Here is a 24,060-nt window from a genome sequence, read left to right as displayed (position 1 = left end):
TCCTGTCATCGCCGGGACGACTTACCACTTCGTGGTCAGCGCGCACCCGTGGGGAACGGGCGGGTCGCTGGTCCTCTCGGCGACCGGGTGGCCGAGCACCCCGGCACCCGCCAACGACGCGTTCGCCGGGGCCGAGCAGGTCACCTCCCTGCCCCACACCGCGAACGCCGACCTGTCCGCGCCGACCGGGGAGCCGGAGAGCCGGTGCGGCAAGACCACCAGGTCGGTCTGGTACGCCGTGACCCTGCCCGAGACCACCTCGGTCGTCCTCGCCCCCCCGAGGTCGGCTTCGCCGACACCTCCGTCGTCCCGGACGTGGCCGGGCCGTGGGCCGTGCGGTGGGACTTCGGCGACGGGACGACCTCCGAGGCGCGCGAGCCCCGGCACCGCTACGCAACCGACGGCGACCACACCGCGACGCTGACCGTCGTCACCGACGACGGCAGCACGGGCACCGCGTCGCAGGTGGTGCGGGTCCGCACGCACGACGTGGCCATCACCCGCTTCGCCACCCCGGCCGCAGCAGCGGTCGGCACGACGAAGACCCTCACCGTCCGGGTCGGGAGCACGCGCTACGCCGAGGACGTGACCGTGGCGCTGTACCGGAGCACGCCGTCGGGCTGGAGCGAGGTCGGCCGCTACACCCAGTACGTGCCGGCGAGCGCGACGACGGTGGGCTTCCCGTTCGACCACACGTTCCGCCCGGACGACGGAGTGCTGGGGAAGGTGAACTTCCGGGCGGTGGCCGCCCTGGCCGGCGCGCCGGACGCGCAGCCGCTGGACAACGAGGCGATCAGCGCGACGACCGCGGTGCTGCCGGCGGCCTCGTCCACCTTCGTCGCGGACTAGGAGGCCCAGGGGATGGAACGGCCCGGGGGCGCCGACTCCAACCAGGACAGGAAGCCGGTCAGCGCGTCCGGGCCCATCGCGATCTCGACCTCGCCCTTGCTGCCGCGGCACCGGAGCACCACCGCGCCCGTGGGCATGGCGTACGCCTCCGGCGCGGTGGGCTCGCGGCGGTCGTCGATCTCGAAGCCCTCGCGGGAGATGACCATGTCCGGGCTGGTGCGCAGGCTCAGCACGCGGAACCAGGTGAACTCGTCACCCCGGTAGTGCCCGACGCCCAGGTGCCAGCCGCGACCGGAGTCGTCGAGCCTGGACCTCAGCGCGACGTGCACACCGCCCGCGCGCAGCAGCCGGATGCGGCGCCACGCGAGGTACGCGAGGACGACCACCGCACCGAACAGGACCACCCCTACCAGTTCGGCGATCCCCACGGCGTTCGTCCGCTCGTCCGCGTCAGGCCGAGTGTCCGGCGGCGCGAAGCCGCGCGATGGCCCGTGCCCGCTGCACGTCGTCGGCGTTCTGCGCGTCCGCGCGGGCCTGGTCGACGTCGATCTCGTGGGAGAGCTCCGCGTCCTCGGCGAGGATGCTCACGCCCTCACCGGTCACGGAGAGGAACCCGCCGTGCACGGCCGCCGTGACGAGGTCGTTGTCCGTGGTGCGGATCCGGACCACACCGCCCTCGACCAGCTGCCCGAGCACCGGCTCGTGGCCGGGCAGGATGCCGATCTCGCCTTCGAGCGTCTGCGCGACCACCGAGGTGGCCGTGCCGGACCACAGGCGGCGTTCCACGGCGACCAACTGGACGGTCATCTCGGCCACGCGCATCTCCCTGAGTCGACTGGAGTCCACCGCAGTCTAAACGGTGACCGGAACACCCCGCCGCACCAGCCACCCCGAGCCGCCGTCCCACCCCTCCGCCGGCACCGCCGGACCCCGCCGCCGGGCCACCGCCCGGGCCCCCCGTCGCGCGCCTCCCCCGACCCCCTCCAGACCCTGCCACCGCCCTCAGTCGCCGTCACGCGCCGCGGCCACGCGCCCGGACGCCGAACCCGCGGCCGCCACCGCGACCGCGCCCAATGCCGCCACCGAGCCGAACGCGTAGAACCCCCACGGGTGCGCCAGGCCCGCGGTGAGCAGCGCGCCGCCCAGCACCGGCCCGCAGATCGCCCCGATCCGGCCGACGCCCGCCGTCCACCCCAGGCCGGTGGCCCGGTTCCCGTCGTCGTACGCGCGACCCACGTACGCGTACACCAGCACCTGCGCGCTGAACATGAAGCACCCGGCCACGAACACCGCCGCGTACACCCCGGCGGTCGGCAGCTTGACGCTCAGCAGGCCCAGGAACACCGCCGACGCGGCGAACCAGCCGACCGTCGACGGCCGCACCCCCACCCGGTCCGCCACCGCGCCCGCCACCAGCAGCCCGACGACCGCGCCGACGTTCAGCGTGAGCAGCAGCCCCAGCGCCGCGCCCAACGGGTACCCGGCCGCCCGCATGATCTGGGGCAGCCACGTGTTCAGCCCGTAGACCAGCAGCAGCCCCATGAACGACGCCAACTAGAACGCCACCGTCGAGCAGCACCGCCGCCCAGCCCAGCGGTAGCACCCACTTGTCCATGCCGCGAGGGTGTCCCGGGTCACCGCCGGCCGGGCAGTCCGCTTTCCGATGAGTGGAAGACTGGCGCCGTGCCGACACCGAAGTCGCTGTTGGAACGGGCGTTCTCGCTGCTGTCCGTGTTCACCGTGGAGCGGCCGGCGGTCACGCTGTCCGAGCTGAGCCGCCACTCCGGGCTGCCGCTGAGCACCACGCACCGCCTGGTGGCGTCCCTGGTCGGGCTGCGCGCCCTGGACCGCACCCCGGACGGCCGCTACTGCGTGGGGCTGAGGCTGCTGGAGCTGGGCGCGCTGTCGCCGGGCAGCCTGGACCTGCGCGACCGGGCCGTGCCGTTCCTGGAGGACCTCTACGAGGTCACGCGGCACAACGTGCAGCTGGCCGTGCGCGACGGCGCGGAGGTCGTGTACGTGGAGCGGATCTCGGCGCGGGACGCGGTGAACGTGGTGACCCGCGTCGGCAGCCGGATGCCGTTGCACTGCACGGGCGTCGGCCTGGTGCTGCTGGCCGCCGCACCGGTCGAGGTGCAGGAGTCGGTGCTGGCCGCGCCGCTGAAGCGGTACACGCCCAGGACCATCGTGTCGGCCCCGGAGCTGCGCGAGACGCTGGCGCGGGTGCGCCGCGACGGCTACGCCATCAGCGACCGGCAGATCGAGATGATCACCTACTCGGTCGCCGCGCCCGTGCGCGACCAGGACGGCGAGGTGGTGGGCGCGGTGTCCGTCGTCGTGCCCACGGGCACCCGCACCGACACCGTCGTCCCCGCCGTGCGCACGTGCGGCCTGGCCATCTCCCGCGCCCTCGGCTGGGTGTCCCCCTGAACGCCCGAAGGGCCGTCCCCCACCAGGGGAACGGCCCTTCGACGAGCAGGCCCGACTTACTTGCCGGCGAGCTTCTTGGCGTTGGCCTCGACGTCGTCCAACCCGCCGCAGGAGAAGAACGCCTGCTCCGGGTAGTGGTCGAACTCGCCCTTGCAGACGCGGTCGAACGCCTCGATCGTGTCCTTGATCGGCACGAAGGAGCCCGGCTGGCCGGTGAACTTCTCGGCCACGATGAAGTTCTGGCCGAGGAAGCGCTCCAGGCGACGGGCGCGACCGACGAGGACCTTGTCCTCTTCGGACAGCTCGTCCATGCCGAGGATGGCGATGATGTCCTGCAGCTCCTTGTACTTCTGCAGGATCCGCTTGACCTCCTGCGCCACCCGGTAGTGCTCCTCGCCGACGATCGACGGCTCGAGGATCCGGGAGGACGAGGACAGCGGGTCCACCGCCGGGTAGATGCCCTTCTGGGAGATCGGACGGGAGAGCTCCGTCGTCGCGTCCAGGTGGGCGAACGTGGTGGCCGGCGCGGGGTCGGTGTAGTCGTCCGCGGGCACGTAGATGGCCTGCAGCGAGGTGATCGACTTGCCGCGCGTCGAGGTGATGCGCTCCTGGAGCTCACCCATCTCGTCCGCCAGCGTCGGCTGGTAACCCACGGCGGACGGCATGCGGCCCAGCAGGGTCGACACCTCCGAGCCCGCCTGGGTGAACCGGAAGATGTTGTCGATGAACAGCAGCACGTCCTGGCCCTGAACGTCGCGGAAGTACTCCGCCATCGTCAGCGCGGACAGCGCGACGCGCATGCGCGTGCCGGGCGGCTCGTCCATCTGGCCGAACACCAGGGCGGTGTCGTTGAGCACGCCCATCTCCTCCATCTCGAGGAGGAGGTCGGTGCCCTCACGGGTGCGCTCGCCGACGCCGGCGAACACCGACGTGCCGGAGAACTCGCGGGCGATACGGGTGATCATCTCCTGGATGAGCACCGTCTTGCCCACGCCCGCGCCGCCGAACAGGCCGATCTTGCCGCCCTTGACGTACGGGGTCAGCAGGTCGATGACCTTGATGCCCGTTTCCAGGATCTCGGTCTTGCCCTCGAGCTGGTCGAACGACGGCGCCTTGCGGTGGATGCCCCACTGCTCGCCGTCGCGGCCGAGGCCGGGCTCGTCGAGGCAGTCGCCCAGCGCGTTGAAGACGTGGCCCTTGACGACGTCGCCGACGGGCACGCTGATCGCCTTGCCGGTGTCGGTCACCGTCGCGCCGCGGACCAAACCGTCGGTCGGCTGCATCGAGATGGTGCGGACCAGGTTGTCACCCAGGTGCTGGGCGACCTCCAGGGTCAGCGTCTTGGCGACCGCCTCGTAGGTGATCTCCACGTGCAGTGCGTTGAACAGCTCCGGCACCGCGTCGCGCGGGAACTCCACGTCGACGACGGCACCGATCACCCGGACCACACGGCCGGTGCGGGTGGTGGTGGCAGTAGCACTCATGTCACTCATCACTTCCTGCGCCCCCGGTAAGCGCGGAGGCGCCACCGACGATCTCGCTGATCTCCTGGGTGATCTGGGCCTGGCGGGCCGCGTTCGCCTGGCGGCTGAGGTTGCGGACCAGCTCGGTGGCGTTGTCCGTCGCCGCCTTCATCGCGGTCCGGCGCGCCGCCGACTCCGAGGCCGCCGCGTCCAGCAGTGCCGAGAAGAGCCGGGTCTTGACGTACTTGGGCAGCAGCGCGCCCAGCAGCGTCTCCGCACTCGGCTCGAACGAGTAGACCGACTGGAGCTTCTGCGGCTCCGGGTCGAAGTCGACGACCATCGGCGCGATCCGCTTGGCGACCGGCGTCTGGCTCAGCATCGACTTGAACTCGGTGTAGACCACGTGCAGCTCGTCCACGCCGTGGACGCCGTCCGGGCCGGGCGGGTTGTCGCCGTCGTCGCTGCCCGCGACGAACGCCTTGACCAGCGCGTCACCGGCCTCGACCGCGTTGACGTAGTGCGGCAGCTGCGAGAAGCCGGTCCACTCGCCCGCGATCTCGCGACGGCGGAACTTGTAGTAGCCCACGCCCTTGCGGCCGATGACGTAGAGCACGGGCTCCTTGCCCTCGGACCGCAGCAGGGAGAACAGCTCCTCCGCGGCGCGCAGCACGTTGGCGTTGTACCCGCCGCACATGCCCTTGTCGCTGGTGACGACGAGGACGGCGGCGCGGCGGGGGTTCTTGCGCTCGGTCAGCAGCGGGTGGTCGAGGTTCGCCGACGCCGTCGCCAGCGCGGAGAGCACCGAGGTGATCTCGTCCGCGTAGGGGCGCGACGCCGCGACCCTCGTCTGCGCCTTGGCCAGACGGGACGTGGCGATGAGCTCGTACGCCTTGGTGATCTTCTTGGTCGAGTTGACCGAGCGGATCCGCTGGCGCAGCTCTCGGATCTGTGCCGCCATGCCTACGTCACTTCTCGGTCGGAGCGGGCCGGTTGACCTTCACCGACTCCTGCCCGACCTTGTCGGCGTCCATCGCGTCGGCGGGCACGTCGACGACCGACGCACCGTTCGAGGCGCTGAACTGCTGCTTGAACGCGTTGACGGCGTCCACGATGCCGTTCCTCGTGTCGTCCGACAGCTTCTTCGACTCGCGGATGTCGGAGAGGATCACGTCGTGGCTGCGCCGCACGTGGTCCAGGAACTCCGACTCGAAGCGGCGGACGTCGCCCACCGGGATGTCGTCGTAGTGGCCGTTCGTGCCGAGGAAGATCGAGACGACCTGCTCCTCGACCGGCACCGGCGAGTACTGGCCCTGCTTGAGCAGCTCGACCAGCCGGGCGCCGCGGTCCAGCTGGGCGCGCGAGGCGGCGTCGAGGTCCGAGGCGAAGGCGGAGAACGCCTCCAGCTCGCGGAACTGCGACAGGTCCAGGCGCAGCGAGCCCGCGACGTCCTTCATCGCCTTGGTCTGCGCGGCGCCACCGACGCGGGACACCGAGATACCCACGTTGACGGCCGGGCGCACACCGGCGTTGAACAGGTCCGACTCGAGGAAGCACTGGCCGTCGGTGATCGAGATGACGTTGGTCGGGATGTACGCCGACACGTCGTTGGCCTTGGTCTCGATGATCGGCAGGCCGGTCATCGAGCCGCCGCCCATGTCGTCGGACAGCTTCGCGCAGCGCTCCAGCAGGCGCGAGTGCAAGTAGAAGACGTCACCCGGGTAGGCTTCGCGGCCCGGCGGGCGGCGCAGCAGCAGCGAGATGGCGCGGTACGCCTCCGCCTGCTTGGTCAGGTCGTCGAAGATGATCAGGACGTGCTTGCCCTGGTACATCCAGTGCTGGCCGATGGCCGAGCCGGTGTAGGGCGCGAGCCACTTGAAGCCGGCCGAGTCGGACGCGGGGGCGGCGACGATGGTGGTGTACTCCAGCGCGCCCGCCTCCTCCAGCGCGGCCTTGACGCCCGCGATGGTGGAGCCCTTCTGGCCGATGGCGACGTAGACGCAGCGGACCTGCTGCTTGGGGTCGCCCGACTCCCAAGCCTTCTTCTGGTTGATGATCGTGTCGATGCAGACCGCGGTCTTGCCGGTCTTGCGGTCGCCGATGATCAGCTGGCGCTGGCCGCGGCCGATCGGCGTCATGGCGTCGATGGCCTTGATGCCGGTCTGCATGGGCTCGCTCACCGGCTGCCGCTGCAGCACGGTCGCGGCCTGCAGCTCCAGGGCGCGGTTGTCGTCGGCCACGATGTCGCCGAGGCCGTCGATCGGCTGGCCGAGCGGGTTCACCACGCGGCCGAGGAAGCCGTCGCCGACCGGCACGGAGAGCACCTGGCCGGTCCGCTTGACCTCCTGGCCTTCTTCGATCTTGTCGAAGTCGCCCAGGATGACCGCGCCGATCTGGCGGACTTCCAGGTTCAGGGCCACGCCGAGCACGCCGCCGGGGAACTCCAGCAGCTCGTTGGTCATGGTGCCGGGCAGACCCTCGACGATGGCGATGCCGTCGTAGGTCTCCGCGACGACGCCGACCTCTTCCCGGCTGACTTCCGGGGAGTAGGTCGAGACGTACTTCTCGATCGCACTGCGGATCTCGTCCGACGAGATCGTCAGCTCCGCCATGTCGTTCCTGCTCTCACTTCGTTTTCGGGAAAGGGGCTTGTGGGCCGCGGTTCCGGTTCGGTCAGCCGGCGAGGTCGCGGCGCAGGGACGCCAACCGACCCGCCACGCTTCCGTCGATGACTTCGTCGCCGATCTTGATCAGCAGGCCGCCGCGCAGCGTCGGATCGACCTCCACGTGCAGCGCGATCGGCCGGGAGTAGATCCGGGTCAGCGTGGCTTCGAGGCGCTCCTGCTGCGCCGCGTCCAGCTCGACGGCCGAACGGACGTAGGCGACGGAACGTTCCCGGCGCTTGGCCGCGAGCGACGCGAGTTCGCCCAGACCGTTGACGACGCCCTGGCCCCGGGGCTCGCGGACGAGCTGGTCCACCAGGGTCTTGGTGGTCTCCTCGACCTTGCCCGCCACGAGGCTGTCGACCAGCGCGACCTTGCCCGCGGGCTCGGCCGCCGGGTCGGACAGCGCCAGCTCGAGCTCGTGGTTGCCCGCGATGATGCGGCCGAGCCGGAACAGCTCGTCCTCGACGGAGTCGAGCTTGCCGTCCCGCTCCGCCCGCACCAGCAGCGTGGTGCGGGCCAGCGACTCGATGCCGTCGACCAGCTCGCGCGGGCTCGACCAGCGCGCGGTGACGACCGTGGCCAGCACCTGCACCGTCACGTCGCCGACCTTGCCGTCGAGCAGGCCGTGCAGCAGCTGTTCCCGGGACGCGGGGTCCGAGGAGTTGTCGGCCAGCGCCCGGCGCAGCGCGGGCTGCGCCGACAGCAGGCTGACGACCGCGAACAGCTCTCCGCCCAGCTTGCCCAGGGACTCGCTGGCGGTGGGGCCGGTCGTACCGTCGACGACCTCCAGCAGCCGCAGTTCGGCGGCGGCCAGTGCGTCACGGCTAGCGGCGTGCAGCGTCATCGGCGTTCCCTCACTTGGCGGCCGGAGCCGACGTGCCGTCGAGCTCGGAGAGGAACCGGTCGACGGTGCCCCGACGGCGCACCTCGTCCTCCAGCGACTCGCCGACGACCCGGTCAGCCAGGTCGATGGCCAGTCGGCCCAACTCGCCACGCAGCTCCGCGACGATCTGCGCGCGCTGCGTCTCGAGCTGGGTCTGCCCCTGCGCGACGATCCGCGCGGACTCCTCCTGCGCCTTGGCGCGCAGCTCGCTGATGATCTGCTCGCCCTCGATGCGGGCGTCGTCCCGGATGCGGGCCGCCTCGGCACGGGCCTCGGCGAGCTGCGCCTTGTACTGCTCCAGCGTCGCCTGCGCCTGGGCCTGCGCCTGCTCGGCCTTCTCGATCCCGCCCTCGATCTTGGCGGCACGTTCCGCGTAGACCGCCTCGAACTTCGGCGAGACGAACTTCTTGATGACGAACAAGAGCAGCAGGAACGCGATCAGGCCGATGATGATCTCGGAAGTGTGCGGGAGGACCGGGTTGATCGGCTCCCCCTCCGCCGCCGCCACGATGAGGGTTTTCATCACAAACCTCTCTTATGCGATGAACGGGTGCTCAGGCTGCCGACGCGAGGAAGTACACGACGAAGCCGAGCAGCGCGAGGACCTCGACGATGGCGAAGGTCGTCCAGGCGAGGCTCAGCAGGACGCCGCGGGCCTCGGGCTGGCGGGCGGTGCCGCTGATGACCGAGGAGAAGATCAAACCCACGCCGATGCCCGGGCCGATGGCCGCGAGGCCGTAGCCGATCGCGGCGAGACCCGCGTTGGTCACACCGGAGGCGGCTTCCTGAGCAAGAACGATGGATGCGCTCACTTGTGCTGTTCCCTTTCCAACTCGGTCCGCGAAAGGCATCGCGGATCGGAGGCTTGACTATTTTTCAGTGCTCTTCCGCCAGCGCGGCGCCGATGTAGTTGGCGCTCAGCAGGGCGAAGATGTATGCCTGAAGGACCATGATCAGCGCTTCCAGGAACGTCAGCGCGATGGCGAAGAGGAAGGCGATCGGGGCCACCACGACCGTGATGCCGCCGTTGAGCAGCAGGAACTCACCCGCGAGGGTGAACACCAGCAGCAGGAGGTGACCCGCGAACATCGCCGCGAAGACTCGGATGGCGAGCGTGAGCGGGTTCAGGACGAACTTCTGGAAGAACTCGATCGGGATCAGCAGGATGAGCACGAACCAGGGCGCGCCGGGCGGCATGGTGGCGTGCTTCAGGTAGCCGACGAAACCGTGGCGCTTGAACCCCACGAAGTGGTAAACGGGATAGATGACCAAGACCGAGACGGCGAGCGGGAAGCCGATGTGCGCCATCGTGGGGAACTGGACGAACGGGATGAGCCCGAACAGGTTGTTCACCAGGACGAACGTGAAGACGGTCAGGATCAGCGGCACGAAGGGCTTGAAGTCCTTGCCGCCGATCTGCTCCCGCGCGATCGAGTTGCGCCCGATGTCGTAGGCCGACTCGGCGAGGAACTGGAACTTACCCGGGACGAGCTTCATGTTCCGGGTGGCCAGGATGAAGAACACCCCGATGATGAGGACCGACAGGACCAGCAGCACCATCGGCTTGTCGACCGAGCCGAAGATCGCCGGGGGGAAGAAGTCCTTCACACCGGGTGCGACGAACTCGCCACCCGAGGCCAGCACCAACGTGGTCACTGTGTTCCTTCCGGTTCTCCCGGCCGGCGTTCACTCCGCCGGGGGAATCGTCACGATCGGGACTTAACGTACCTTACGGACCGCAAGCGCCCGCGAGAGGCACCCCGCCTACCTGGGTGTCCCGTCTTGCGCGCACCGTACCAGCCGGTAGATCAGGTGTTTCCAGGGGTCGGGATGACGATCTGACTGCGACTGCGCTTGGAAGCGCGCACCTCCATCGCCGTGGCGACCAGGATGGTCGCGGCCATGGTCAGGGCCAGCGCGTTCGTGTGCAGCACGGGGAACTGGCGCAGCAGCACCATCACCGCGAACAGCAGGATGAGCTTGCCCAGGAACCCGGCGAACGCCGCCACCATGATCACCTGGAGCGGCATCGCGGCGGTGCGGTGCATGAGCAGCAGCGTCCCGGCCGACGACAGGCACGCGATGACGCCGCCGATCAGCGCCGCGACCAGCCCGGGGACACCGGCCAGCACGGTCCACAGGATCACGCCCAGGACCACCGTCCCGAGTGCCGCCCACAGGGCGCTGCGGTACATCTCACCCGCGAGTCGCCGCACGACGGCCTCGTGCGTCCACTCGGTCTTCTCCGGAGAGCTCATGTCACCCCCAAACGGTCGGGCGCTGTCCACCCATCGGGACCGAGTGTAAAGACGTCTTGATGCTCACCCCACCATCGGGGGTCAGGTGCGGCGCACTTCGCGGAGTCTGGGTATCGCGGAGACCAGCAGCGCGAGAACGAGCCCGATGGCCAGGCACCACACCACGACCACGACGTCGAACAGCGTGAGCGCGACCGCGCCGAACGCCAGCACGCCCGCCCACAGGTAGATCAGCAGGACGGCGCGGCGCTGGGAGTGGCCGATCTCCAGCAGCCGGTGGTGCAGGTGCATCTTGTCCGCGGAGAACGGGCTCTCGCCCCGACGGGTCCGCCGCACCACGGCCATCAGCAGGTCCAGCAGCGGCACGAACAGCACCGCGGCCACCACGACCAGCGGCGAGAGCAGGCCCAGGACGTCGGTGGCCCGCACCGACTCGTAGTTGATCTTGCCGGAGGCCGAGATCGTGGCCGCCGCGAGCATCAGCCCGATCAGCATCGACCCGGAGTCGCCCATGAAGATCCGCGCCGGGTTGAAGTTGTGCGGCAGGAAGCCCAGGCACGCGCCGGCGAGCGTGGCCGCGATCAGCGCGGGCGGGTACGCGCCGACGTCGCCGCCGTTGTTGGCCAGCAGCCCGATGGAGAACACGCAGGTGGCGGCGGCGGCGATGAGGCCGATGCCCGCCGCGAGGCCGTCCAGGCCGTCCACGAAGTTCATCGCGTTGACCATGGTCACGGCCAGCAGCACGCTCAGGATCGCGCCCTGGTTCTGGTCCAGCGAGAGCAGCGAGCCGGTGCCCTCGCCGTCGTCGCCCCACGGCACCCAGAACAGCAGCCACTGCAGGCCGAACAGCACCAGGATGCCCGCCGAGGTGACCTGCCCCGCGAGCTTGGTGAGGGAGTCCAGCTCGAACCGGTCGTCCAGCACGCCCACGAGGACGATCACGCCGCCGCCCACGATCACCGCGTACGGGTCGTAGGAGAAGTCGAACGCCGAGCGCAGCACCGGCAGCTGGTGCGCCAGCAGCATGCCGCCGAGCACCCCGCCGTACATGGCGAGGCCGCCCATCCGGGGCATCGGCTGCACGTGCACGTCCCGTTGCCGGGGGTAGGCGACCGCGCCGATCCGGAACGCCAGGGCGCGCACCAGGCCGACGAGCAGGAACGTCACGACCGCGGCGGTGAGCGCGACGAGCAGGTACTCCCGGACGGGGAGGACGTTGGACACGGCAGGCAACTGGCCCACGGCAGGCTAGCCCCTCGGCGATGGGGTGTCGGGTGGATCTTGCTGCATTGGATCCCGTCGGGGTGGTTCGTGCGACGGGACCACCACGCTACTCCGATCGACAAGATCCACTAGCGGGCGACCTCGACTTCGACGCCGAGCGCCTCGGACACCTCGGCCACCGGCACCGCGCCCTCGCGCAGCACCACGGCGTCCGGACCGGTCAGGTCGACGATGGTGGAGGCGGTGTTGTCGGTGGCCGGGCCGCCGTCCAGGTAGACACCGACCTCCTCGCCGAGCTGGTCCCAGGCTTCCTGGGCGGTGCCGGCGGGCGGGAAGCCGGACTTGTTGGCGCTCGAGACCGCCATCGGGCCCACGTCGCGCAGCAGCTCCAGGGCGACGGGGTGCAGCGGCATCCGCAGCATCACCGTGCCGCGGGTGTGACCGAGATCCCACGCCAGCGACGGCGCGTGGTGGAGCACCAGGGACAGGCCGCCGGGCCAGAACGCCTCGATGAGCGCCCGCGCCTGCCGGGGCACGCCCAGGACCAGGCCGTCGATCGTGGTCCACGACCCGACCAGCACCGGGACGGGCATGTCGGGCCCGCGGCCCTTGGCCTCGAGGAGGGCCCGCACGGCGGACGCGTCGAACGCGTCGCAGCCGATGCCGTAGACGGTGTCGGTGGGGAGGACAACCAGGCGCCCGGATCGGACCGCACCCGCGGCGGCGGCGAGCCCTGCCGCCCGGTCAGCCGGAACGCCGCAATCGTAGACCGTGCTCACCCTGCTGATCCAAGCACAGCACGGAGACCCGCAGCGGCGGAGGTCACACCCGACCGCGGCCGACCGCGGCCTCGGCGTCCACCGACCACTGCCGCTTGCGGTGCGCGACCACGAAGCCGAAGACCAGCGCGGCGCCGACCAGCACGCCGGCCACCGTGACCGCCGGGTCGTCGATCGCGCCACCGACGAACGGCAGCACCAGCACCGCGAGGCCGACCACCGCCGCCGCGCCGACGTCCGGCTCCACCCACCGCCACCGCCGCGCCCGGTCCAGGCGTCGGCGCAGGTCGGCGGCGAACCCGAGCAGCTCCGGGTGGGGGCTGAGCGCTTCGATCCCGTCGGCCAGGGCGCGGCACTCCGCCCACTGCCGGGCGTCGGCGACGACGAGCGCGCCGGTCCCGGTGACGCCCCGCACCTCCGCCGTGCGGGCCGCGAGCGCGATGGCCAGGTGCGTGCGCAGGACGTCGTCCGCGCGGGGAGCGCCGCCGCGCTCCAGTTCGCCGCGCACCACGGCGGCGGCCCGGTGCGCCTCGTCGTCGTGGCCCCCGTCCAGCGCCGACATCACCGCGGTCAACGCCCGGGCCAGGCGGACCCGGTCGGTGTCCGCGAATTCGGTGAGGTCGACGTGCACGATGCGGGCCAGCAGCCATTCCCGCAGCTCGCTCCACTCGTTCGGGCCATTGACAGCCATCGCGGGTACTCCGATTTACTCGGCGGAGCGTTGACCTCCAGATTATCCCGATGGCGAGGCGTCCGGTGAGTGCCAGGAACCCGATCGGCGCCGTTCCGCTGGCGCTGTGCTGCGCGGCGGTGTACGTGGTCGTGGCCGGTGCCGCGGGGTACCTCGCGCTGGACGCGCCGGCCCCCGCGCCGACCGCGGCGGCGGCCGGCACGCTGCCGGTGATCACCACGACCACCACCGCCCTTCCGTCCGCCCCGCCGTCCGCCCCGCCGGCTCGACCGGCACCCACGACGACCGCCGCGCTGCCCCCGGACCTGCGACGCGTGGAGGCCCCGGGCGGCCTCACGACGGCCATCCCGGCCGGGTGGGCGGTCACGACGGGCACGGTGGCGACCACGCTCGTGGCGACCGACCCGACGAACCCGAGCCGCGAGGTGCGCCTCGGCGGAGCGCCCGTCACCGACGCGTCGGTGTCGCTGCTGGACCGGATCACGGCCGCCGCGGTCGACCGGGAACGGCAGCCCGGCCACACCAGGCTGGCGCTGGCCGGTGACCGGATCCGCGATTTCCCGGCGGTGCGGTGGGATTTCGAGCAGGTGGCGGACGGGGTGACCGAACGGGCGGCCGTGGCCTACTGGGAAACGGGTGGGATCGAATACGTGGTGTACGCGTCGGGCCCGGCCGGGGAATGGCCGCAAACGCGTGCGCGATTGGCCGCGCTGATCACCCACGCGCGCCCGTGACCCCGTTGTCCGGGCCCGGGAAGAGCTGATTCCGACGAGTCGGAGCGCGAGGCGCCCCGACGGGCTCGGCTCAGACCCGGCGGGCGGTGGCGAAGCGGGGACGCCCGGCCAGGTCGCGGTGGTCGGCGATGTCGGTCAGCACGCGGCGGGTGGCCAGCAGCGCGGGCACGACGTCGCCGTGGCTGTCGTCGTGCTCGATCGCCACGTGGCCGCCCGGCTTGAGCAGCCGCGCGGCCACCGCCACCACGTGCCGGATCACCTCGAGCCCGTCCTCACCGCCGAACACGGCGTGCCGCGGGTCGTGCTCGGCGACCTCCGGCTGCACCTCGGTCCCGTCCGGCACGTAGGGCGGGTTGCACAGCACCAGGTCGACCTGGCCGTCCAGGTCGACCAGCACGTCGGGCGCGGTCACGTCGCCCGCGTGCAGCGTGATCGGCGTGTCACCGGCCGCCGCGCGGGCCTCCGCGTTGCGGCGCGCCCAGGCCAGCGCCGTCGGGTCGCGCTCGACCGCGTGCACGGTGGCGCGCGGCAACCGGTGCGCCGCCGCGAGGGCCAGCGCGCCGGACCCCGTGCACAGGTCGACCACGACGGGGTTCGCCGACTCCACAGTGGACAAACCCCACTCCAGCACCAGCTCCGTCTCCGGGCGCGGGGTGAACACGCCCGGACCCACCTCCAGGTCCACCCCGCCCAGGTGCGCCTGCCCGGTGATGTGCTGGAGCGGCACCCGGGTCGCGCGCTGCCGCACGGCCTTGTGCAGCGCGTCCACCACCGGCGGGTCGACCAGCGGGATCAGCGCCAACCGGGACCGCTCGACGCCGAGCACGTGCGCGGCCAGCAGCTCGGCGTCCACGCGGGGACTGTCGACACCCGCCGCGGCCAGCAGGCGTTCCGCTTCGATGATGGCCAGCCGCAACGGGTGTCGGGTCATGGGATCAGGGTAGGCGGATCAGAAGTTGATCATGTGCCCGGCCAGGCCGTGGACCGCTTCCTTGACCGCCTCGCTCAACGTCGGGTGCGCGTGCACGTTGCGCGCCACCTCGTGCACGGTCAGGTCCCACTGCTGGGCCAGCGTCAGCTCCGGCAGCAGCTCGGTCACGTCCGGGCCGATCATGTGCGCGCCGAGCAGCTCCCCGTACTTCGCGTCGCTGATCAGCTTGACGAAGCCGTTCGGGTCCGCCAGGCCGTGCGCCTTGCCGTTCGCGGTGAACGGGAACTTCGCGACCTGGACGTCGAAGCCCTTCTCCCGGGCCTGCGCCTCGGTCCAGCCGAACGACGCGATCTGCGGCTGGCAGAACGTCGCGCGCGGGATCATCGGGAAGTCCAGCTCCATGGTCTCCGCGCCCGCGATGGTCTCGGCCGCGACGATGCCCATGGACTCGGCCGCGTGCGCCAGCATCAGCTTCGCGGTCACGTCGCCGATGGCGAAGATGTGCGGGACGGTGGTGCGGCCCCGGTTGTCCACGGCGATCGCGCCGCGCTCGGTCAGCCCCACCCCGGTGTTCTCCAGGCCGTAGCCCTCCACCCGCGGCTGGAAGCCGATCGCCTGGAGGACCTTGTCGGCCTCCAGGACCTCCTGCTGCCCGTCCTTCGACACGGTGACGCGGACCTTCTCGCCACTGTCGTCGATGGACTCCACGCGGGTGGACGTGCGGACGTCGATGCCCATGCGCTTGTAGCGCTTGGCCAGCTCGGCGGACACCTCGGCGTCCTCCAGCGGCACCATCCGGTCGAGGAACTCGACGATGGTGACCTTCACGCCGTAGTTGTGCAGCACGTAGCCGAACTCGACGCCGATGGCGCCCGCGCCGGCGATGACGATGCTGCCGGGCAGCTCCTTGGACAGGATCTGCTCCTCGTAGGTCACCACCCGGTCGGACAGCTCGGTGCCCGGCAGGAGCCGGGTCTTCGCACCCGCGGCGATGATGGCGTGGTCGAACGTGACGGTCTCGCCGTTCACCTCGATGGTGTTGGCGTCGCGGAACGTGCCGTAGCCGTTGTACTCGGTGATGCCGTTCTTCTTCATCAGGAAGTGCACGCCCTTGACGCGCCCGTCCGCGACCTTCCGGCTGCGCTCGAAGGCGACGCCGTAGTCGAACTTCACCGTGCCGTCGACCTGGATGCCGAAGGTCTTCTGCTCGTGGGTGAACAGGTGCGCGAGCTCCGCGTTGCGCAGGAGCGCCTTCGACGGGATGCAGCCCACGTTCAGGCACACCCCGCCCCAGTAACGCTCCTCGATGACCGCCGTCTTCAGCCCCAGCTGGGCCGCCCGGATCGCGGCGACGTACCCGCCTGGCCCCGCACCGAGGACCACGACGTCAAAGTGTGCGCTCATAAGCGACACATTAGGTGCCCAGTTGGTCCGACAAGAACTCAACGGTCCGACGCCACGCGTCGGCCCGTGCGGCGGCCGTGGCGGCCGGTGAGCCGCCCATCGAGAGCGTCACGCCCGGCCCCGGGACGACGAGCTCGGTCGTCGGGCGGTGCGGCGGCCCCGCGATCAGGTGTCCTGCCTCGGCGTACACCACGTGCTCGTACCTGAACGGGTGATGGTGCTCGATCAGCCGCCGCTCGGCGACCTCGCTCAGCTCCGTGCACGGCCAGTTCTCGTCCTGCCCCGATGAGAGCAGCAACACACCGCCGTTGATCCGCTCGACCGGGATCTCGCAGTCCTCGGGGATGCCGTCGGACCGGTCGAACGCCGACCGCAGGGCCACCGGCTCGCCGTTCACGACGCGCATCCGCATCTCCTGCGGCACCGAGTACGGCAGGTAGGGCAGCGGCCTGCCCTGGAACGTCCACGACGCGGCCTCGTGCTCCAGCTTGCCCAGCAATCGGGGGCCGGGTCCCACGCACTGGGTGACCACACCGCTGCCGACCACGCTCACCACTGCTTCCACCTGCGGGAACGTCGCGCCGACCAGCAGCGCCAGCTCACCGCCGCGCGAGCCGCCGACGACGCCGAGCTTCCCCGCCCGACCGCCCAACCACTCCAGCGCGGTGCCCACGTACTCCAACGGGACCTCGACCAGGTCGTCCGGCAGGCCCGGCGCGCCGAAGTAGGCCAGCGCGAGCGCCGCGAACCCGTGCCCGGCCACCAGCGCGGCGTCGTCCTCGTGCAGCCCGCCCTCGGACCCGCCCAGGACCAGCACGCCGGGGTGCGTCACGTCGTCGTCCGGCTCGTACAGCACGCCCACCAGGCCGTTCTCGGTGACCTCGGTCCGTCGCAGGCCGTCGGGCCGGCAGAGGCGTTCCAAGCGGACCTCGCCGACGCCCTCGGCCTCCACGACGGTCTCGCCCGGCTCGCCACCGGTCGGCGTCATCGACCAGAACAACCCCATCGGGTCGATCCGGGAGTAGCTGCCCGACAGCGGCGCGTGCCGGGTCAGGTCGACCACGCCGCGGTCGTCGGCCCGGAACACCGCCGACGAGGCGTGGTCACCGGTGGACGCGCGCAGCGTGACGAGCTGGTCGGGGGGCAGGTCGACCACCCGGACGTCCAGCACGGCGTCGAGGGGGGCGCGCCGCGGGGTCACCAGGATTTCCGCCATCGCGCGCCCCCTCGTCCTCACCTCACCCGCCGGCGAGCCGCTCCGCGCGGTCGGCCGACGCCAGGGCGTCGAGCAGCGCGTCCAGGTCGCCGTCGAGAACTTGATCCAGGTTATGGGCTTTGTACCCAACCCGGTGATCGGAGATGCGCGATTCCGGGAAGTTGTAGGTCCGGACCCGCTCGGAGCGGTCCACCGTGCGGATCTGCGAGCGCCGGGCGTCCGACGCCTCCTGCTGCTGCTTCTCCTCCGCCAACGCGGTCAGCCGGGCCTGGAGCACCTGCATGGCGCGGGCCTTGTTCTGGAGCTGGCTGCGCTCGTTCTGGCAGGAGACCACGATGCCGGTCGGGAGGTGCGTGATGCGCACGGCCGAGTCGGTCGTGTTGACGCTCTGCCCGCCCTTGCCCGACGAGCGGAACACGTCCACCCGCAGGTCGTTCTCGTCGATCTCGACCTCGACCTCGTCGAGCTCGGGGAACACCAGGACACCGGCGGCGGAGGTGTGGATGCGGCCCTGCGACTCGGTCACCGGCACCCGCTGCACGCGGTGCACGCCGCCCTCGTACTTCAGCCGCGACCACACGCCGTCCGGGGTGTCGGCACGGCTCTTGATGGCCACCGTGACGTCCTTGAAGCCGCCCAGGTCGGAATCCGTGCCGTCCAGGACTTCGGCTTTCCACCCGTGCCGTTCGGCGTACCGCAGGTACATGCGCAGCAGGTCGCCCGCGAACAGCGCCGACTCCTCGCCGCCCTCGCCGGACTTGATCTCCAGCACGACGTCCGCGCCGTCGTGCGGGTCGCGCGGCAGGAGCAGCTCGGTCAGCTTCGACTCCAGCGCCGGGACGGCCTGGGCCAGCTCCTCGGCCTCCTCGGCGAACACCGGGTCCTCGGCGGCCAGCTCGCGGGCCGTCTCCAGGTCGGACTTCGCCTGCTCCAGCTCGCGGGCCGCCTTCACGATCGGGGTCAGCTCGGCGTAGCGCTTGCCGAGCTTGCGCGCGCCCGCCTGGTCGGCGTGCACCGAGGGGTCGGCGAGCTTGGCTTCCAGCTCGGCGTGCTCGGCCAGCAGGGCGTCCAGCGTCACGATCTTGCTCCGGTCTCAGCGTCTGGCGAGAGGTGCTTCGGGGTGTGGAGACGACAACGGCGCCCACCCGCGCACTCGGGGTGGACGCCGTTCTGGCAGCTACTTGGCGCGCTTGCCGTAGCGGGCCTCGAAGCGCGCGACCCGGCCACCGGTGTCCATGATCTTCTGCTTGCCCGTGTAGAACGGGTGGCAGTTGGAGCAGATCTCGACGTGGATGGCGCCGGAGGTCTGGGTGCTGCGGGTGGAGAAGGTGTTGCCGCAACCGCAGGTGACCTCGGTCGTCACGTACTCGGGGTGAATGCCGGTCTTCAACGTCTTGTCCCTTTCCTAAGTGGCCGCCGGGTCCTCGTTGGGGTTCTTCGAGGTGAACCGGAGCCGGACTCGACCCGACAGTGTGCCAGATCGGCTGTCACCCGCTGCAACGCCAGGGCGGCCACGCTTGTTCCCGGTGGGGAGCGTCACAACCGCTCGCCGATGGTGGTCGACCATTCGGCGCACGAGGTAACCGCTGAACTACAGAGAGCAGCACACCGCGTTGCGCGGACGCCACACTGGCCGGGTGTTGTGCACTGTCGGGCGTCCCCTGCCGCTGACCACGTGGCTGGCCGTGCCCTTCCTGTTCAGCATCGCCGTCCTGGGCCTCACCGGGTTGGGTGGCCTGCTGGTGGGTGCTCCGGGCTACCTCGCCCTGTCGAGCCCCGTGTTCGGCGCGGGCGTCGCCGTGGGCGTCGCGACGTCGAGCTCCGTGCTGTGGACCGCCCGGTGGCAGCGCACGTGGCTGCGCTGGCCGTACCTGGCCGCCGTGCTGGCCATCGGCGTGCTCCTGCACGGCGTGCGGGTGCCCGTGCCCGCTGTCGTGGTCGTCGGGGTGCCGGTCGTCGTGCTGCTGGTCGCCCGCTACTTCCTCGAACGCCGCCGGACCGCCGCGCTGGCCGAGGCCGGCCTGGCCGCGCCCGTGCCACCCTGCTGACCGGCGCCCGCCACGACGGCGGAAGGCCCGCCCGGCGAGCACGCCGAGCGGGCCTTCGTCGTTCGCACGCGGTCAGTCGTTGTCCGCGCCCGGGGTGGTCTTGGCCACCTGCATCAGGAACTCGATGTTGGTCCGGCTCTTGCGCAGGCGGTCCAGCAGCAGGTCGATGGCCTGCTGGCTGTCCAGGGCGTGCAGCACCCGGCGCAGCTTGTGCATGACCGCCAGCTCGTCCGGCGAGAGCAGCAGGTCTTCCTTGCGGGTGCCGGACGAGTCCACGTCCACCGCCGGGAAGGTCCGCTTGTCCGCGATCTTCCGGTCGAGCTTGAGCTCGGCGTTGCCGGTGCCCTTGAACTCCTCGAAGATCACGCTGTCGCCCGCGGACCCGGTCTCGACCAGGGCCGTCGCGATGACGGTCAGCGAGCCGCCGCCCTCGATGTTGCGGGCCGCGCCCAGGAACCGCTTGGGCGGGTACAGCGCGGTCGAGTCGACACCACCGGACAGGATCCGGCCGCTCGCGGGGGCCGCGAGGTTGTAGGCACGGCCCAGCCGGGTGATCGAGTCCAGCAGCACGACCACGTCGTGACCCATCTCGACCAGGCGCTTCGCCCGCTCGATGGCCAGCTCCGAGATCGTGGTGTGGTCCGACGGCGGGCGGTCGAAGGTGGAGGCGATGACCTCGCCCTTCACCGACCGCTGCATGTCGGTGACCTCTTCGGGGCGCTCGTCCACCAGCACCACCATCAGGTGGCACTCGGGGTTGTTCTTCGTGATCGCGTTGGCGATCGACTGGAGCACCGAGGTCTTGCCCGCCTTCGGCGGCGACACGACCAGGGCGCGCTGGCCCTTGCCGATCGGCATCACCAGGTCGATGACGCGCGTGGTGAGGATGTGCGGTTCCGTCTCGAGGCGCAAGCGCTCGTTCGGGTACAGCGGCGTCAGCTTGGTGAAGTCCGGCCGGTTGCGGGACTCCTCCGGGTCGAGGCCGTTGATCTTGTCCACCCGCACCAGGGGGTTGAACTTCTGGCGCTGCTGCTCGCCGTCGCGCGGCTGCCGCACGGCGCCGATCAGGGCGTCGCCGCGGCGCAGCCCGTACTTGCGGACCAGCGACAACGACACGTACACGTCGTTCGGCCCGGCCAGGTAGCCCGAGGTGCGGACGAACGCGTAGTTCTCCAGCACGTCGAGGATGCCCGCCACGGGCAGCAGGACGTCGTCGTCGCGCACCTCGGTGTCGGTGGCGGGACCGCCGTCCTCGCCCCGGCCACCGCGACGGCGGCGGTCGCGGAAGCGGCGACCGCGCCGGCCGCCCTCCTCGTCACCGTCGTCCGGGCCGCTCTGCTGGCGGTTGCGGTTCTGGTCGCGGTCGCGGCCACCCCGGTCACCGCGGTCGCCGCGGTCGTCCCGGCCACCCCGGTCCTGCCGGTCGCCGCGGTTGCCCCGCTCGCCCCGGTCCTGGCGCTGTTCGCGCTGCTCCGAGCGGTCGGACCGGTCACCGCGGTCGGACCGGTCACCCCGGTCGGACCGCTCGGCCCGGTCCTGGCGCTCGGCCCGGTCGGGCCGCTCGGCACGCTCCTGGCGCTCGGCGCGGTCGGGGCGCTCGCCCTGCCGGCCGTCACCCTGGACGCGGTCGGCCTGCGGCGCCTGCGGGGCGTCCGCGGCCGGCGCCTCGGGGCTGCCCGCGGGGCGGTTGGCGGACCGGCGGCGGCGGTTGCCGCGGCGGCCGCCCTCCTCCTCGGCGGGGCGGTCGGTCACGTCGAGCTGCTGCTGGGTGGGCTTGTCCACCGCGGCGGGCGCCTCGACGGCCTTCTCCACCGCGGGCGCCTTCTCGGCGGCCGCCTTCGGAGCCTCGGCCTTCTTCTCGGCCTTGGGCGGCGTCGCGGCACTGCCCCGACCGGAGGTGCCGCCCTGCCGCTCCTTGATGGCGGCGATCAGGTCGCCCTTGCGGAGGCCGGCCGTACCGGTGATGCCCAGCTGACCTGCGAGTTCACGGAGTTCGGCCAGCACCATTCCAGAGAGGCCCGCGCGCTTGCGCGGCGTGGCGCTGCCGTTCGAAGGGGTGGTCAGAGCGTTCTCCTCGGCTCCGGAACTGGCAGCGGGGTTGGGAGCAGCAGGAGCTTGGCTGCTCAGTACATCGGTGTTGGTCACACATGTCCTTCCTGACCGGAGCGCGCCTCCTACGCGATCCAGCGGACCTGCCGTCCGACGGAATGCGGTGCGGCAGTTTCGTCCCGGTTCAGGCGGACCTGGCGACGGCGCGGAACGCGCACGAAAGCGGAGTCCTCCGGTGCGGGACTTCGGTCACACGGCGAGCGGGTGCCTTCCAGCGTCGGCCCCGTCCATACGGCACAGAGCCAAGTCACTGGAGGAATGCGATCCGGAACGAACGTCCGGGCACCACACCGGCGCCCGTGCGCGCGGTGACTGATGGCCCCGAGGGTAGACGCCGGTCCGGCCGGGTGCAACAACCGGGGCACGGCGCGTCGCTTCACTCAGCCGAGTGGCGCAACCCGGACTCCGCCCAGGTCGACCGGCACCGGGCGGACCTCGAACCCGGTCGTGTCCACCCGGGGCGGGACCACCCCGTCCGGTGGCAGGGCCAGGACCGTGGGTCCCGCCCCCGACACCGCCGCCGCCACCCCCGCCTCCCGCAACGACCGCACCAGGCGGGTCGTCGCAGGCCAGGCGGGTTCCCGGTACGGCTCGTGCAGCCGGTCGTCCAGCGCGTCGAGCAGCAGCGAGGGGTCCGCCGCGAGGGCGTGCACGGCCAGCGCGGACCGGCCCGCGGCGAACGCGGCGTCCTCGTGCGGCACCTTCGACGGCAGCAGGCCCCGGGTGGTGTGCGTGGAGGACTCCTCCGCCGGCACCAGCACGACCGGCGTCACACCGGGGTGCGGCTCCACACGCACCGCGCGGTAGCGGTCACCCTGCGTCCACGCGATCGCCACGCCGCCGAACATGGCCGCCGCCGCGTTGTCGGCGTGGCCCTCGAACTCGGCGGCGAGTTGCAACGCGTCCGTGTCCGACCCGCGACCCGCGAGTGCGAAACCGGCCGCCACGCCCGCCACGACCGCCGCCGCCGAGGAGCCCAGGCCCCGCGCGTGCGGGATGGCGTTGCGGCACGTCAGCCGCAGCCCCGGCACCTCGACCCCGACCAGCTCGCAGGCCGCGCGGAACGCCCGCACGACCAGGTGGCGCTCGTCGGTCGGCACGGCCCCGGCGCCCTCGCCGGAGACCTCCACCACCAGCCCGCCGCCGGTCACCGCGAACTCCAGCTCGTCGTGCAGGCCCAGCGCCATGCCCAGCGCGTCGAAGCCCGAGCCGAGGTTCGCCGTGGACGCCGGGACGGTGACGCGGAGCGAGCGGGCGGCCAGGGCCGTCACGCCAGCTCCAGGGCGGTCGCGACAGCGCCGGGGTCCACCGGCACCGGCTCCACCTCGGGCATGCCGAGCAGGGCGGTGTCGGGGTCCTTCAAGCCGTGGCCGGTGACCGTGCAGACGACCGTGGAGCCCTTGGGCAGCCGGCCGTCGGCGGCCGTGGCCAGCAGGCCCGCCACGCTCGTCGCGGACGCCGGCTCGACGAAGATTCCCTCGGTCGAGGCCAGCAGCCGGTACGCCTCCAGGATCTTCTCGTCCGTCACGGCCTCGAACAGGCCGCCGGACTCCTCCTTGGCGGCCACCGCGCCGGTCCACGACGCCGGGCTGCCCACCCGGATGGCGGTCGCGATGGTCTCCGGGTTCGCCACCGGCTCGCCCAGCACCAGCGGCGCGGAGCCCGCGGCCTGGAAGCCGAACATGCGCGGCGTCGAGGCCGTCACGCCGTCGGCGTGGTAGTCCGAGTAACCGCGCCAGTACGCGGTGATGTTGCCCGCGTTGCCGACCGGCAGGCAGTGGATGTCGGGCGCGCGGCCCAGCACGTCGCAGATCTCCCACGCGGCGGTCTTCTGGCCGATCAACCGCACCGGGTTGACCGAGTTGACCAGCGTGATCGGGTACTCGGTCGACGTCTTGGCGGCCAGCTCCAGGCAGTCGTCGAAGTTGCCGTCGATCTGCAGGATCTTCGCGCCGTGCGCCACCGCCTGGGCGAGCTTGCCCAGGGCGATCTTGCCGCGCGGCACGAGCACCGCGGCGGTGAGGCCCGCCTTGGCCGCGTACGCCGCCGCGCTGGCCGACGTGTTGCCGGTCGACGCGCAGATCACCGCGCGGATGCCGCTGGCCAGCGCGTGCGTCATGGCCACGGTCATGCCGCGGTCCTTGAACGACCCGGTCGGGTTCGCGCCCTCGACCTTGACGTAGACCTGGCAGCCGGTCAGCTCCGACAGGTGCTCGGCGGCCACCAACGGCGTGCCGCCTTCGTGGAGGGTGACGACCTCGGCGCCCTCGGGGAGGTGGATCCGGTCCGCGTAGGCGTGGATGATGCCGGGCCACCCCGGCCGCACCGCGCTTCCACCCCTGGCCCCGCGGGCTGCTGTCTGATCCTCGGCTTCGCCG

26 protein-coding genes and 1 pseudogene are annotated in these 24,060 nt (G+C 71.5%); 4 read left to right on the top strand and 23 right to left on the bottom strand.

Going from position 1 to position 24,060, the window contains the following annotated elements:
* Positions 1–21 precede the first annotated feature (21 nt).
* Complete coding sequence (locus ACIQMJ_RS13560) at positions 22–258, bottom strand: hypothetical protein (protein ID WP_499761839.1); 237 nt, start codon at positions 256–258, stop codon at positions 22–24.
* On the opposite strand from ACIQMJ_RS13560, the gene ACIQMJ_RS13555 reads away from it, so the two are divergent.
* A complete protein-coding gene (locus ACIQMJ_RS13555; protein WP_499761275.1) occupies positions 205–849 on the top strand; it encodes a PKD domain-containing protein in 645 nt (214 codons plus the stop codon). The two genes, ACIQMJ_RS13560 and ACIQMJ_RS13555, sit on opposite strands and share 54 nt — an antisense overlap.
* On the opposite strand, the gene ACIQMJ_RS13550 is transcribed toward ACIQMJ_RS13555, so the two are convergent.
* The 3 genes and pseudogenes from ACIQMJ_RS13550 to ACIQMJ_RS13540 all read right to left on the bottom strand — a co-directional run.
* A complete protein-coding gene (locus ACIQMJ_RS13550; protein ID WP_499761274.1) occupies positions 846–1,277 on the bottom strand; it encodes a DUF2550 domain-containing protein in 432 nt (143 codons plus the stop codon). The genes ACIQMJ_RS13555 and ACIQMJ_RS13550 overlap by 4 nt on opposite strands.
* Before the next feature lie 22 nt (positions 1,278–1,299).
* Positions 1,300–1,665, bottom strand: coding sequence for a F0F1 ATP synthase subunit epsilon (locus tag ACIQMJ_RS13545; protein WP_499761273.1), 366 nt, complete (start codon positions 1,663–1,665; stop codon positions 1,300–1,302).
* A 186-nt stretch (positions 1,666–1,851) separates the two neighbouring features.
* A pseudogene (locus ACIQMJ_RS13540) lies at positions 1,852–2,403 on the bottom strand (MFS transporter); the annotation flags it as partial.
* Positions 2,404–2,532: 129 nt separating this feature from the next.
* On the opposite strand from ACIQMJ_RS13540, the gene ACIQMJ_RS13535 reads away from it, so the two are divergent.
* Positions 2,533–3,279: an IclR family transcriptional regulator gene (locus ACIQMJ_RS13535; RefSeq protein WP_499761272.1), complete on the top strand. Its 747-nt coding sequence runs from the start codon at positions 2,533–2,535 to the stop codon at positions 3,277–3,279.
* Between the two features lie 56 nt (positions 3,280–3,335).
* Here ACIQMJ_RS13535 and atpD read toward each other — a convergent pair whose 3' ends face one another.
* From atpD to ACIQMJ_RS13480, 11 genes are all read right to left on the bottom strand, one after another.
* A complete protein-coding gene (gene atpD / locus ACIQMJ_RS13530) occupies positions 3,336–4,772 on the bottom strand; it encodes a F0F1 ATP synthase subunit beta (RefSeq protein ID WP_499761271.1) in 1,437 nt (478 codons plus the stop codon).
* The gene (locus ACIQMJ_RS13525; RefSeq protein WP_499761270.1) at positions 4,765–5,700 is read right to left on the bottom strand and encodes a F0F1 ATP synthase subunit gamma; all 936 of its coding nucleotides are present in this window, start codon (positions 5,698–5,700) and stop codon (positions 4,765–4,767) included. Before ACIQMJ_RS13525 ends, atpD begins: the two co-directional genes overlap by 8 nt.
* 7 nt (positions 5,701–5,707) lie before the next feature.
* A complete protein-coding gene (gene atpA / locus ACIQMJ_RS13520) occupies positions 5,708–7,351 on the bottom strand; it encodes a F0F1 ATP synthase subunit alpha (RefSeq protein WP_499761269.1) in 1,644 nt (547 codons plus the stop codon).
* A gap of 61 nt (positions 7,352–7,412) precedes the next feature.
* Entirely contained in the window at positions 7,413–8,249 is an 837-nt protein-coding gene (locus ACIQMJ_RS13515; protein WP_499761268.1) for a F0F1 ATP synthase subunit delta, read from the bottom strand.
* Positions 8,250–8,259: 10 nt separating this feature from the next.
* Positions 8,260–8,811 (bottom strand): F0F1 ATP synthase subunit B, encoded by a 552-nt coding sequence (locus ACIQMJ_RS13510; protein ID WP_141980869.1) that lies wholly within the window; start codon positions 8,809–8,811, stop codon positions 8,260–8,262.
* 31 nt (positions 8,812–8,842) lie between these two features.
* Positions 8,843–9,088, bottom strand: a complete 246-nt coding sequence (locus tag ACIQMJ_RS13505; protein ID WP_121231937.1) for an ATP synthase subunit C-like protein — start codon at positions 9,086–9,088, stop codon at positions 8,843–8,845.
* Between the two features lie 76 nt (positions 9,089–9,164).
* On the bottom strand, positions 9,165–9,944 hold the full coding sequence (gene atpB, locus ACIQMJ_RS13500) for a F0F1 ATP synthase subunit A (protein WP_499761267.1): 780 nt from the start codon (positions 9,942–9,944) through the stop codon (positions 9,165–9,167).
* A gap of 152 nt (positions 9,945–10,096) precedes the next feature.
* On the bottom strand, positions 10,097–10,546 hold the full coding sequence (locus ACIQMJ_RS13495) for a Cg1360 family ATP-synthase-associated protein (RefSeq protein WP_499761266.1): 450 nt from the start codon (positions 10,544–10,546) through the stop codon (positions 10,097–10,099).
* An 81-nt stretch (positions 10,547–10,627) separates the two neighbouring features.
* A complete protein-coding gene (locus ACIQMJ_RS13490) occupies positions 10,628–11,788 on the bottom strand; it encodes a glycosyltransferase family 4 protein (RefSeq protein WP_499761265.1) in 1,161 nt (386 codons plus the stop codon).
* A 110-nt stretch (positions 11,789–11,898) separates the two neighbouring features.
* Entirely contained in the window at positions 11,899–12,549 is a 651-nt protein-coding gene (locus ACIQMJ_RS13485) for an L-threonylcarbamoyladenylate synthase (protein WP_499761264.1), read from the bottom strand.
* A gap of 43 nt (positions 12,550–12,592) precedes the next feature.
* On the bottom strand, positions 12,593–13,240 hold the full coding sequence (locus tag ACIQMJ_RS13480; protein ID WP_499761263.1) for a hypothetical protein: 648 nt from the start codon (positions 13,238–13,240) through the stop codon (positions 12,593–12,595).
* 65 nt (positions 13,241–13,305) lie between these two features.
* Here ACIQMJ_RS13480 and ACIQMJ_RS13475 point away from each other — a divergent pair, with 65 nt between their 5' ends.
* Positions 13,306–13,974 carry a hypothetical protein gene (locus tag ACIQMJ_RS13475; RefSeq protein ID WP_499761262.1) on the top strand — a complete coding sequence of 223 codons (669 nt, stop codon included), beginning with the start codon at positions 13,306–13,308 and terminating at the stop codon, positions 13,972–13,974.
* A gap of 70 nt (positions 13,975–14,044) precedes the next feature.
* On the opposite strand, the gene prmC is transcribed toward ACIQMJ_RS13475, so the two are convergent.
* From prmC to rpmE, 5 genes are all read right to left on the bottom strand, one after another.
* Positions 14,045–14,905 (bottom strand): peptide chain release factor N(5)-glutamine methyltransferase, encoded by an 861-nt coding sequence (gene prmC / locus ACIQMJ_RS13470; protein ID WP_499761261.1) that lies wholly within the window; start codon positions 14,903–14,905, stop codon positions 14,045–14,047.
* 18 nt (positions 14,906–14,923) lie between these two features.
* Entirely contained in the window at positions 14,924–16,309 is a 1,386-nt protein-coding gene (lpdA, locus tag ACIQMJ_RS13465; RefSeq protein WP_499761260.1) for a dihydrolipoyl dehydrogenase, read from the bottom strand.
* Positions 16,310–16,319: 10 nt separating this feature from the next.
* Complete coding sequence (locus ACIQMJ_RS13460; protein ID WP_499761259.1) at positions 16,320–17,525, bottom strand: acyl-CoA thioester hydrolase/BAAT C-terminal domain-containing protein; 1,206 nt, start codon at positions 17,523–17,525, stop codon at positions 16,320–16,322.
* A 22-nt stretch (positions 17,526–17,547) separates the two neighbouring features.
* Positions 17,548–18,603, bottom strand: a complete 1,056-nt coding sequence (prfA, locus tag ACIQMJ_RS13455) for a peptide chain release factor 1 (protein ID WP_499761258.1) — start codon at positions 18,601–18,603, stop codon at positions 17,548–17,550.
* Between the two features lie 99 nt (positions 18,604–18,702).
* Positions 18,703–18,915, bottom strand: a complete 213-nt coding sequence (gene rpmE / locus ACIQMJ_RS13450; RefSeq protein WP_499761257.1) for a 50S ribosomal protein L31 — start codon at positions 18,913–18,915, stop codon at positions 18,703–18,705.
* A 247-nt stretch (positions 18,916–19,162) separates the two neighbouring features.
* Here rpmE and ACIQMJ_RS13445 point away from each other — a divergent pair, with 247 nt between their 5' ends.
* Entirely contained in the window at positions 19,163–19,573 is a 411-nt protein-coding gene (locus ACIQMJ_RS13445; RefSeq protein WP_499761256.1) for a hypothetical protein, read from the top strand.
* Between the two features lie 72 nt (positions 19,574–19,645).
* Here ACIQMJ_RS13445 and rho read toward each other — a convergent pair whose 3' ends face one another.
* The 3 genes from rho to thrC all read right to left on the bottom strand — a co-directional run bounded on the left by rho (position 19,646) and on the right by thrC (position 24,008).
* Positions 19,646–21,718 carry a transcription termination factor Rho gene (gene rho, locus ACIQMJ_RS13440; protein ID WP_499761255.1) on the bottom strand — a complete coding sequence of 691 codons (2,073 nt, stop codon included), beginning with the start codon at positions 21,716–21,718 and terminating at the stop codon, positions 19,646–19,648.
* A 344-nt stretch (positions 21,719–22,062) separates the two neighbouring features.
* Positions 22,063–22,953: a homoserine kinase gene (gene thrB, locus ACIQMJ_RS13435; RefSeq protein ID WP_499761254.1), complete on the bottom strand. Its 891-nt coding sequence runs from the start codon at positions 22,951–22,953 to the stop codon at positions 22,063–22,065.
* Positions 22,950–24,008: a threonine synthase gene (gene thrC / locus ACIQMJ_RS13430; protein ID WP_499761253.1), complete on the bottom strand. Its 1,059-nt coding sequence runs from the start codon at positions 24,006–24,008 to the stop codon at positions 22,950–22,952. The genes thrB and thrC overlap by 4 nt, the downstream gene beginning before the upstream one ends.
* Positions 24,009–24,060: the final 52 nt, after the last annotated feature.

It is taken from the genome of Actinosynnema sp. NPDC091369 (assembly GCF_044757065.1).
Classification (GTDB): Bacteria; Actinomycetota; Actinomycetes; order Mycobacteriales; family Pseudonocardiaceae; genus Actinosynnema.
This window is presented reverse-complemented; position numbering and strand designations above follow the sequence as displayed.

Bases quoted from the DNA above. Each gene is read 5' to 3' on its own strand.
- prmC (WP_499761261.1), bottom strand. From the start codon at position 14,905: ATGACCCGACACCCGTTGCGGCTGGCCATCATCGAAGCGGAACGCCTG.
- ACIQMJ_RS13460 (WP_499761259.1), bottom strand. From the start codon at position 17,525: ATGGCGGAAATCCTGGTGACCCCGCGGCGCGCCCCCCTCGACGCCGTG.
- ACIQMJ_RS13515 (WP_499761268.1), bottom strand. From the start codon at position 8,249: ATGACGCTGCACGCCGCTAGCCGTGACGCACTGGCCGCCGCCGAACTG.
- ACIQMJ_RS13525 (WP_499761270.1), bottom strand. From the start codon at position 5,700: ATGGCGGCACAGATCCGAGAGCTGCGCCAGCGGATCCGCTCGGTCAAC.
- atpD (WP_499761271.1), bottom strand. From the start codon at position 4,772: ATGAGTGACATGAGTGCTACTGCCACCACCACCCGCACCGGCCGTGTG.
- lpdA (WP_499761260.1), bottom strand. From the start codon at position 16,309: ATGAGCGCACACTTTGACGTCGTGGTCCTCGGTGCGGGGCCAGGCGGG.
- ACIQMJ_RS13480 (WP_499761263.1), bottom strand. From the start codon at position 13,240: ATGGCTGTCAATGGCCCGAACGAGTGGAGCGAGCTGCGGGAATGGCTG.
- atpA (WP_499761269.1), bottom strand. From the start codon at position 7,351: ATGGCGGAGCTGACGATCTCGTCGGACGAGATCCGCAGTGCGATCGAG.
- ACIQMJ_RS13495 (WP_499761266.1), bottom strand. From the start codon at position 10,546: ATGAGCTCTCCGGAGAAGACCGAGTGGACGCACGAGGCCGTCGTGCGG.
- ACIQMJ_RS13510 (WP_141980869.1), bottom strand. From the start codon at position 8,811: ATGAAAACCCTCATCGTGGCGGCGGCGGAGGGGGAGCCGATCAACCCG.